Below are 10,097 nucleotides of genomic sequence, written 5' to 3'. Positions count from 1 at the left end.
ACCCTTAAACGCAGATTCGATCGCGCTAACTGATAGTGGTCGTGGTTAGCCTGCCCGATAACGAGAGTGCAGCATGCGAGTTGAACGATGTGTTGCAATGGTTCGACGCGGACCGCGGCGAATTCGTGTGGCTTGAGCAGCTGATCGCGCAGCACCCAGCCACGTTTTTTGCAAGTAACCGGTTCAAGCCGGGCGGTGTGCATCCCGATGTCGAAACGACGTTTTCGATGGTCGATCTCCCCGAGACAGCGGCTTTGCCTGACGCACACGCCGCACATTTGCTCGACGACGTGTTCAGTCGCGTCATGCCGGTCGCGTCGCCAACCTTCGTTGGGCACATGACTTCGTCGTTGCCGTCGTTTTTACCGTCGCTCGCGAAGGTGCTGACCGCGCTGAACCAAAATGTCGTGAAGCTAGAAACCTCTGCTGCGATGACGGCGCTTGAGCGCCAGGTCATCGGGATGCTGCACAAGCTGGTTTTTGGTCAGGACGATGCATTTTATCGAAGATGGCTGCATAGCGGCGAGTATGCGCTCGGTGGATTCTGCTCGGGTGGCACGGTGGCCAATTTCACCGCACTATGGGCGAGCCGCAATAATCTACTGCGCCCCCGGGCCGGCTTCGCCGGGGTCAACCGCGTCGGGCTCATGCAGGTGCTTCGCCATTACGGCTACGATGGGCTCGCTATTCTTGTATCGGAGCGCGGGCATTATTCGCTGCGCAAGGCCGCGGATGTGCTTGGGATCGGTTGCGATCACCTGGTCCGGATTCCTGTGGATGCAGCGGATCGAATCCGCATTGACGCAGTGCGCGCGGCCGTGCGCGACCTGCAACGCCGCAATATTTGTCCGATGGCGATCGTGGGCATGGCGGGAACTACCGAGACGGGCGCTATCGATGCGCTCGCCGATGTGGCGCGCGAGGCCAACTGCCATTTTCACGTCGACGCAGCCTGGGGTGGTGCAAGCTTGATGTCGGCGCGTCACCGGCATCGATTGGCCAGTATAGAGCGCGCCGATTCAATTGTCATTGACGCGCACAAGCAACTGTATGTACCAATAGGAGCGGGCGTGGTACTGTTCAGATAGCCGACGTGGACGGCCGAGATCCGCCAGTAGGACGCCGGGGGTACGCACGACTAATCGATCTGAGTATCGACAATGCGCAATATTTCGCGTCGCTGATCGAACGTCAGCGGGGTTTTGAGCTTGTCATCGCGCCGCAGCTTTGCATCTTGACTTATCGTTACGTGCCGGAGCGGGTGCGCGAGGCATTAACCAACGGGTCCGTGTCATTGCAGCCCGCTATTCAAGAGGCGCTTGATGCGCTGACTGTTAGCATACAGGAAATGCAGCGTGACGCAGGCCGCTCGTTTGTGTCCAGAACACGCATCACCTCCGAGCGGTGGCAGGGCAGGGCAATCGTCGTATTTCGCGTGGTCCTCGCGAACCCGACGACCACGCGCGCGATGTTAGACGACATTCTGGCCGAGCAGCGCATGCTGGCAAGCGTGAGCTCGCCTAGCTAGCGGTTAAGGCGCGCATGCTAGCTCGTTAAACAGAAACCGGGTGGCTGGTTCGGTTTGTGGGCTCTTCCCCACTTTGTGTGAAGTTTCACGTCACAAGTCAGTACTGATTCAACACACGTGTACGAAGCAGTTGGAAGCCGGCGCGGCCATACATCTGGCGCTTGAGGAACTTGAGCCGATTGACATGGCCCTCGACGATACCGTTGCTGTAGAGTGTGAGTAGGGCAGCGTGTACGGCATCGTAGTCGTGGCCAATGCCTGCTGCAAACCGCTGCAAAGCTGGAATCGAAGACACGTCATGGCGCGAGGGTCACGAAGCGGTATGAAGCATCCTTGACGCCGCTTGAGCGCGTGCTGCGTTCGGCGTCGGTGCCGCGGGCAATCAAACGCAGGCTACGTGCTCAGTTTCGAGCGCTCGATCCGCTGGAGCTCTTAAGCCGAATGCGCGAAGCGCAGCAGCACGTCGCGCAATGTAGCGAATCCGGCACGACGCCGACGCAGGTAACCACACCTTCGCGATCACTTGCGCCATCGCCGTGCGCGACGGCAGTTCGCGCAGCCCTTTCGGGTGCCGGGTGCGGTGCTTGCCTTCACGCGACATGCGAAGCTCGGCGACGACGCTATCGAGGTTCCAGTGCGGGTGCGTCGAGTCGTAGCTGGGTTTGATATCGGCCATGTGGTTCGGGCGGTCAGGGCGCAGGGCCGGCCAGGCCGCTGCACCGCCGGTTCGCCTCGGTTGATCCAATCCATCGCCCATTGTCGCGCATGTTCAATCGCGGCGTCTCGAGTGGGGAAGCGTACGGTAGGCGGAAAAAACGGGTTGACCCGCAATGCCCCGTCGCTGCAGCGGGCGGTCACGACATACGGCTGGTAGGTCCCATCCGGCTTGCGCGCGGGCGAGCCGCTCACGAATATATCGGGACGTCAGCGTACCGGTAGGCGTCCCAGCGCCTGCTCGACGTCGTTGCGGAATTGCACCAATGCAGCCCATTCCGTGTGGCTCGGCTGCAGTGCGCTCCATAGCATGTCGACCAGTTGCTCGGCGGTTGCCTCGATATCCGCAGCCCGCTTGGTCAGTGCCGCATCCCATAACACGTGCTCCATCGGACCGAAGATCATCGAGCGCAACAGGCGCAGCGGCACGTCACGCCGGATCTGCCCCAGCTGCTGGCCGTGGGCCAGCACCTCCATTAGCGGCTTCGTATAGCGGCGTTGCAAATGCACGAACGTTTCGCTCAATTCATGGTGCTTGGTGCGGCCCTCGGATAGCACCAGCGAACAGAGCCCGGTGCCGTTGAGCAGCATCAACCGCAAGTGCGTGCGCACGATGAACGCGAATTGCTGCCGCACCGAGCCGTCGCGCGGTAAGCCGCGCTCGATCGCGTCAATGATCTCGTCGTACCAATCGCTGATCACGCGTGCGCACAACTCACGCTTGCTGGAGAAATAGCTGAATACCGTCGCCTCGGCAATCCCCACGCGCTGGGCGATCTCGGCGGTCGTCGCATGTTCGTAGCCGCGTTCGGAAAATACGTCGCGGCCCACGCTCAGAATCTGTCTGACGCGTTGCTGTGATTTGGCGCTCATTGGCACCCGGCGTGTGGTGGCGCTCCGTGGCGACGGGGGCTTGCCAGAAGCGGGGGCCGTGAGCGCGACGATCGAGTCGTTCATGACAGTGGTGGAATCGATTGTGATGTGAGCATCACTCAAAAAACCTTTACGTCAAGCGCCAGAATGGATAAGAATTGCATCAGATACTCGATCGACGCTGGACTTTCTGGTAGATGAGCATTGCTCAATTCTATGCCAAGGTGCCGTTGATGGCGCACGGGCGGACGTCACTGGCGCGTCGTGCGCCGTTCGGAGCAGAGAGATGAGCCACATTCCCGGATTGCAATTTTCGCTCGGCGAGGACATCGAGATGCTTCGCCAGAGCGTCGCCCATTTTGCCGAGAAGGAAATCGCGCCGCGCGCGGCCGACGTCGATCGCACCGATCAGTTCCCAATGGACCTGTGGAAAAAATTCGGCGACCTTGGCGTGCTCGGCATGACGGTATCCGACGAATATGGCGGCGCCAACATGGGTTACCTCGCTCATATGGTGGCGATGGAGGAGATTTCGCGTGCGTGCGCCTCGATCGGCCTGTCGTATGGCGCGCACTCGAACCTATGCGTGAACCAAATTCACCGCAATGGCAATGGAGCGCAGAAGCGTAAGTACTTGCCCAAGCTGGTGTCCGGTGAGCACGTGGGCGCGTTGGCGATGAGCGAGCCGAATGCCGGCTCGGACGTGGTCAGTATGCGCTTGCGTGCCGACAAAAAGGGTGATCGATACGTGCTCAACGGTACCAAGATGTGGATCACAAACGGCCCGGACTGCGACACGCTGGTGGTGTACGGCAAGACGGACCTGGAGGCCGGTGCACGCGGGATGACGGCGTTCATCGTCGAAAAAGGCATGAAGGGTTTCTCGGTCGCGCAAAAGCTGGACAAGCTCGGCATGCGTGGCTCTCACACCGGGGAACTCGTGTTTGAGGACGTCGAGGTGCCGCACGAGAACGTACTGGGCCAGGTTGGCGGCGGCGTGAAGGTGCTGATGAGCGGCCTCGACTACGAGCGAGCGGTGCTTGCCGGCGGCCCGACCGGCATCATGCTCGCCTGTATGGACGCGGTCGTGCCGTATATCCACGATCGCAAGCAGTTCGGCCAACCGATCGGCGAGTTTCAATTGATCCAAGGCAAGGTCGCGGACATGTACACGACGTTGCAGGCTTGTCGAGCGTACCTGTACGCGATCGGCGGCCAGTTGGACAAGCTCGGGAGCGAGCACGTGCGCCAGGTGCGCAAGGATTGCGCCGGCGTGATCTTGTACACGGCGGAGAAGGCGACGTGGATGGCCGGCGAAGCGATCCAGATTTTGGGTGGTAACGGCTACATCAACGCGTTCCCAGTTGGCCGTCTGTGGCGCGACGCGAAGCTGTATGAGATCGGCGCCGGTACCAGCGAGATCCGCCGGATGCTGATTGGCCGGGAACTGTTTGCCGAGACGATGTGAGGGATGTCAACGATGCCCGTACTCGAAACCAAGCTGAATCCGCGTTCCGGCGAATTCCGTGCGAACGAGGCGGCGCAGCAGGCGCTGGTTGCCGACCTGCGCGAGAAGATTGCCGCGCTCGCGCAGGGCGGCGGCCAAGCGGCCCGGGACAAGCACTTGGCCCGCGGCAAGCTGTTGCCGCGCGAGCGGATCGCGCAATTGCTCGATCCCGGCACGCCGTTCCTGGAGCTGTCGCAGCTGGCCGCATACGGCATGTACGGCGGCGATGCGCCAGGCGCGGGCATCATCACCGGCATTGGCCGCATTGCCGCGCAGGAGTGCGTGATCGTGTGCAATGACCCGACGGTCAAGGGTGGCACTTACTACCCGATGACCGTAAAGAAGCACGTACGCGCACAGGAGATCGCCCAGGAAAACCGGCTGCCGTGTCTCTACCTGGTTGACTCAGGCGGGGCCAACCTGCCGAACCAAGACGAGGTATTCCCGGATCGGGATCACTTCGGCCGCATCTTCTATAACCAGGCGAACCTGTCCGCGCAAGGCATTGCGCAGATTGCCGTGGTGATGGGGTCGTGTACCGCCGGCGGCGCTTATGTTCCCGCCATGAGCGACGAGTCGATCATCGTAAAGGATCAGGGCACGATTTTCCTCGGTGGCCCGCCGCTGGTGAGGGCCGCGACCGGCGAGGTCGTCACGGCCGAGGATCTAGGTGGCGGTGACGTGCACACCCGGCTGTCCGGCGTCGCCGATCATCTTGCGCAAAACGATGCCCATGCGCTCGCGATCGCGCGGCACATCGTGAGCAACCTGAACCGAGTCAAACCGCAGCCGCTTGCACTGCGTGAGCCGAAGCCGCCCCGCTACGACGCGCGCGAGTTATATGGTGTGATCCCAACCGACACGCGCAAGCCGTTCGACGTGCGCGAGGTGATCGCGCGCCTTGTCGATGATTCGCAGTTCAATGAGTTCAAGGCGCGCTACGGTACGACACTGGTGACCGGGTTTGCGCACCTGTGGGGTCATCCTGTCGGCATCGTCGCCAACAACGGTATTCTGTTTTCTGAATCAGCGCTCAAGGGGGCGCACTTCATCGAGTTGTGCTGCCAGCGCAAGGTTCCGTTGATTTTCCTGCAGAACATCACCGGCTTCATGGTCGGACGCAAGTACGAGAACGAAGGAATTGCCCGTCACGGCGCAAAGATGGTCACCGCGGTTGCGACTGCGCAGGTGCCCAAGTTGACGGTGATCATCGGCGGCTCGTTCGGTGCCGGTAACTACGGGATGTGCGGCCGCGCGTACTCGCCGCGGATGCTATGGATGTGGCCGAATGCGCGAATCTCCGTCATGGGCGCTGAGCAGGCAGCCTCCGTGCTGGCCACGGTACGCCGCGACGGCATCGAGGCGAAGGGCGGGACCTGGTCCGCCGAGGACGAAGAAGCTTTTAAAGCATCCATCCGTGAGCAATACGAGCATCAGGGCCACCCCTACTACGCGAGCGCCCGCTTGTGGGATGATGGCGTCATCGATCCGGCGCAGACCCGCGATGTGCTCGGCCTAGGCTTGTCGGCCGCAATGAATGCGCCGATCGGCGAGACGCGCTTTGGCGTGTTCCGCATGTAGGCGCTGGCGGCTCCCATGTTCAGCGGATGCGAGGAGACGAAGCAATGCAATACGACACCTTGACACTCGATTGCGAGGATACGCTGGCGACTGTGACGTTGAACCGGCCGCAGGTGCGCAATGCATTCAACGAAACGATGATTGCCGAGCTGACGTCGGCATTCGACATGCTGGGCCAACACCGCGAAATCCGCGCGATCGTGCTCGCTGCCAATGGGGTGGCGTTCTGTGCGGGCGCCGATCTGAACTGGATGCGCAAGATGGCCGGCTACTCGGACGACGAGAACCGTGCTGATGCGCGCGCGCTCGCGCGAATGCTGGCAACGATTGACCGCTGTCCCAAGCCCGTGGTGGCACGCGTCAATGGCGATGTCTACGCCGGCGGAATGGGATTGATATCGGCCGCGGACATTGTTGTCGCGCAGGAAGAAGCACATTTTTGCCTGTCCGAGGTGCGGCTCGGCCTGATCCCGGCGACGATTGCGCCCTATGTGATTCGCGCGATGGGCGAGCGTGCGGCGCGGCGCTATTTCACGACCGCCGAGCCGTTCGACGGCGTGACCGCGTTGCGGCTCGGGCTGGTCAGCAAACTCGTGCCGCAAGTCGCGCTGGACGAGACGGTGCGCCGGCTGGCCGATGCGCTTAGGGCCAATGGTCCCGGTGCGGTTGCCGCATCCAAGCGGCTGGTGCAGGACGTCGCCGGCAGGCCATTGACCGACGAGTTGATAGCTGAGAGCGCCGAGCGGATCGCACGCGTGCGGGCCTCAGCGGAGGGCCGCGAAGGGGTGACGTCGTTTCTCGAGAAGCGCGCGCCGGGGTGGTGCATCTGAAACGGGTCGCGCGTTAGTTTGGCCGCGGGCCATTGCGGTGTGCCACCAGCGCGGTTCAACGGGATAGTACGCCATGTTCAAGAAGATACTGATTGCCAATCGCGGTGAAATTGCCTGTCGTGTGGCTGTGACGTGCCGCCGCCTGGGTATCCACAGCGTGGCGGTCTATTCGGATGCCGATGCGAAGGCCAAGCACGTCAGTATTTGTGACGAGGCAGTCCATATCGGCGCAGCGCCGACGGCCGAAAGTTACTTACGCATCGAGCAGATCATTGATGCTGCCCAACGCACCGGCGCGCAGGCGGTCCACCCAGGCTATGGCTTTTTGTCGGAAAACGAAGCATTTGCGCAGGCTTGCACGGCGGCCGGCATCGCATTTATCGGGCCGCCGGTCGATGCGATCGCTACGATGGGCTCGAAGGCAGCGGCTAAGACGCTGATGCAGGCCGCTGCTGTGCCGCTGGTGCCGGGCTATCACGGCGAAGATCAGGACTGGGCACGATTGCAGCGCGAAGCAGATGCGATCGGCTATCCGGTATTGCTCAAGGCCAGCGCGGGCGGTGGCGGCAAGGGCATGCGGGTTGTCGAGCGGCGCGAGGAATTCGCCGCCGCGCTGACTTCGTGCCAGCGCGAGGCGGCAAGCAGTTTCGGCAACGATCGCGTGCTGATCGAAAAGTACCTGGTGCGTCCGCGCCATGTCGAAGTGCAGGTCTTTGCGGATCAGCATCGCAACGCCGTGTATTTGTTTGACCGCGATTGCTCGGTGCAGCGGCGTTACCAAAAGGTGCTCGAGGAGGCGCCGGCGCCCGGCTTGTCAGACGATAAGCGTCGCGCTATGGGGAAGGCGGCGGTTGCTGCGGCCCGCGCGGTCGACTATGTTGGCGCCGGTACCGTTGAATTCATCATGACGCAGGGCGGCGAGTTCTATTTCATGGAGATGAACACGCGTCTACAAGTTGAGCATCCCGTCACCGAGATGGTGATGGGACTGGATCTAGTCGAGTGGCAACTGCGCGTCGCCGCCGGCGAAAAGCTGCCGTTGCAACAACACGAGCTGCACGTGAGTGGCCATGCGATCGAGGCGCGGATCTACGCGGAGAACCCGGCGCGCGACTTCCTGCCGTCGACCGGTACCCTGTTGCATCTGCGGATGCCAGACGCCGTCGAGTTCAGGCTCGGCGCACAGGGCAGCCCGGCATCGCGTGCGCCAGTGCGCATTGACAGCGGGGTGCGGCAAGGCGATACAATCACGCCGCACTATGATCCGATGATCGCCAAGCTGATCGTGCACGGCACGGACCGCGGCGACGCGCTGGCGCGGTTGTCACGCGCGCTGCGCGAGTTTGAGATCGTCGGTCCGCATACGAATATCGAATTCCTGCATCGAATCTCGACCAGCGAGCCGTTCACGCATGCCGATCTCGACACGGGCCTGATCGAGCGCCATCATGCGGTATTGTTTGCGCGCCGGGAAAAGCCGGTTGGCGAAGCCCTTGCGCTTGCCAGCGCCGCGCTGCTGGCGCGTGAGCGGGATACGTCGCCTTGGACCGCCCTGTCGCATTGGCGCTTAAATGGCCACTATACGCAGGTCATCGAATGGCGTGACGTCGAGCGCGCAGACGATGCGACGATCGCGGTGCGTTTCCAGTGTGATTCGAATGGCGCGGTGCTGGAGCTGAACGGCAAAGCCTTGCCGTTCGCGTGGTGGGGCGGCGACGGCGCGCATGAATGGGGTATGACGCTCGGCGTACAGCGCATCACCGGACGCGTATTCGTTGACCGCGATACCTTCCATGTTTTCTCGCGCGGCGACGCGTTTGCGTTCGAATGGAAAAATTTACTGGCCCACGCGGCGGATGCCGAGCACGACGAGGGGCGGCTGACCGCGCCGATGCCCGGCAAAGTGATTGCGGTGCTGGTCGAACCCGGCGCACGGGTCAACAAGGGCACGCCCCTGATCGTACTGGAGGCAATGAAGATGGAGCACACGATTGCGGCGCCGGCGGCCGGCAAGATCGAGCAGATCTTGTACGCGGCCGGTGACCAGGTGGCCGACGGCGCACAGCTATTGACTCTGGAGGTGACAGCATGACGGAGGGACGGAGCGGTTTGGCGGCCGCGTGCCGCCGCAACATGCCCAGTTTGCCCGGCCGGGTGAAGATCGTCGAAGTGGGGCCCCGCGATGGTCTGCAAGCGGAAAAATCGCAGGTATCGACCGACGTTAAGGTGGAACTGATCGACCGGCTGAGCGCAGCCGGTTTCACAAACATCGAGGCGGCGTCATTCGTGTCACCGACATGGGTGCCGCAAATGGCCGACGGCGCTGACGTGATGGCCCGCATCCAACGGCGGGCGGGCACGCTGTATTCGGCGTTGACGCCCAACATGAAAGGTCTCGAGGTCGCGCTGGCCGCACGGCTCGATGAGGTGGTTATTTTTGGTGCGGCCAGCGAAGCGTTTTCGCAACACAATATTAATTGCTCGATCGCTGAATCCCTTGCGCGGTTCACCCCTGTCGCGAAGGTCGCCAAAGAGGCCGGACTGCGGTTGCGCGGCAGCATCTCGTGCGCCTTCGGCTGCCCGTACCAAGGGGACGTCGCGCTCGATGCCGTGGTCGATGTGGTGACCCGGATGCGCGATCTTGGATGCGATGAAATTGACATCGCTGACACCATCGGCGTAGGTACTGCAAACCGTGTGCTGGAGGTGGCCGAGGCCGTATCACATGTCTTTCCGCTCGAGCGTATTGCCGGACACTTCCACGATACTTATGGACAAGCACTGGCGAACATCTATGCGGGACTGCAGGCTGGTATCGCCATCTTTCATTCGTCGGTCGCGGGCCTCGGTGGCTGCCCCTACGCTAAAGGCGCGACGGGCAACGTGGCCACGGAAGACGTGTTGTACCTGCTTCACGGACTTGGAATCGAGACAGGCGTTGACCTAAACGCAGTCGTTGCGGCGGGCGACTTCATCAGCCGTGCGATGGGTAAGCCCAACGGCGCGCGCGCCGGCAGGGCACTGCTTGCCAACGCAGCGTAGATTAACCTCAGAACCCCCACAC

The 10,097-nt window shown here is 62.1% G+C and carries 9 protein-coding genes and 1 pseudogene; 7 read left to right on the top strand and 3 right to left on the bottom strand.

Annotation, left to right across the window (positions count from 1 at the left end; all coding sequences use genetic code 11):
• The first annotated feature begins 41 nt into the window (after positions 1-41).
• Positions 42-1,088 (top strand): pyridoxal-dependent decarboxylase, encoded by a 1,047-nt coding sequence (locus tag B0B13_RS04500; protein ID WP_235091571.1) that lies wholly within the window; start codon positions 42-44, stop codon positions 1,086-1,088.
• A 5-nt stretch (positions 1,089-1,093) separates the two neighbouring features.
• On the top strand, positions 1,094-1,528 hold the full coding sequence (locus B0B13_RS19085; RefSeq protein WP_235091570.1) for a hypothetical protein: 435 nt from the start codon (positions 1,094-1,096) through the stop codon (positions 1,526-1,528).
• A 97-nt stretch (positions 1,529-1,625) separates the two neighbouring features.
• On the opposite strand, the pseudogene B0B13_RS04495 reads toward B0B13_RS19085, so the two are convergent.
• From B0B13_RS04495 to B0B13_RS04485, 3 genes and pseudogenes are all read right to left on the bottom strand, one after another.
• Positions 1,626-1,802 (bottom strand): annotated as a pseudogene (locus B0B13_RS04495) (ISL3 family transposase); the annotation flags it as partial.
• A 108-nt stretch (positions 1,803-1,910) separates the two neighbouring features.
• Positions 1,911-2,204, bottom strand: coding sequence for a hypothetical protein (locus tag B0B13_RS18300; protein WP_170872364.1), 294 nt, complete (start codon positions 2,202-2,204; stop codon positions 1,911-1,913).
• A gap of 248 nt (positions 2,205-2,452) precedes the next feature.
• On the bottom strand, positions 2,453-3,115 hold the full coding sequence (locus tag B0B13_RS04485; RefSeq protein ID WP_076794486.1) for a TetR/AcrR family transcriptional regulator: 663 nt from the start codon (positions 3,113-3,115) through the stop codon (positions 2,453-2,455).
• Positions 3,116-3,401: 286 nt separating this feature from the next.
• On the opposite strand from B0B13_RS04485, the gene B0B13_RS04480 reads away from it, so the two are divergent.
• From B0B13_RS04480 to B0B13_RS04460, 5 genes are all read left to right on the top strand, one after another.
• Positions 3,402-4,583: an isovaleryl-CoA dehydrogenase gene (locus B0B13_RS04480; protein WP_076794484.1), complete on the top strand. Its 1,182-nt coding sequence runs from the start codon at positions 3,402-3,404 to the stop codon at positions 4,581-4,583.
• A gap of 12 nt (positions 4,584-4,595) precedes the next feature.
• On the top strand, positions 4,596-6,203 hold the full coding sequence (locus tag B0B13_RS04475) for a carboxyl transferase domain-containing protein (RefSeq protein ID WP_076794646.1): 1,608 nt from the start codon (positions 4,596-4,598) through the stop codon (positions 6,201-6,203).
• A gap of 44 nt (positions 6,204-6,247) precedes the next feature.
• Positions 6,248-7,033 (top strand): enoyl-CoA hydratase/isomerase family protein, encoded by a 786-nt coding sequence (locus B0B13_RS04470; protein ID WP_076794482.1) that lies wholly within the window; start codon positions 6,248-6,250, stop codon positions 7,031-7,033.
• A 73-nt stretch (positions 7,034-7,106) separates the two neighbouring features.
• The gene (locus B0B13_RS04465) at positions 7,107-9,125 is read left to right on the top strand and encodes an acetyl/propionyl/methylcrotonyl-CoA carboxylase subunit alpha (protein ID WP_076794480.1); all 2,019 of its coding nucleotides are present in this window, start codon (positions 7,107-7,109) and stop codon (positions 9,123-9,125) included.
• Positions 9,122-10,075, top strand: coding sequence for a hydroxymethylglutaryl-CoA lyase (locus B0B13_RS04460; RefSeq protein ID WP_370643245.1), 954 nt, complete (start codon positions 9,122-9,124; stop codon positions 10,073-10,075). Before B0B13_RS04465 ends, B0B13_RS04460 begins: the two co-directional genes overlap by 4 nt.
• Positions 10,076-10,097 lie beyond the last annotated feature (22 nt).

The sequence above is a fragment of the Burkholderia sp. b14 genome (assembly GCF_900156195.1).
GTDB lineage: Bacteria > Pseudomonadota > Gammaproteobacteria > Burkholderiales > Burkholderiaceae > Mycetohabitans.
This window is presented reverse-complemented; position numbering and strand designations above follow the sequence as displayed.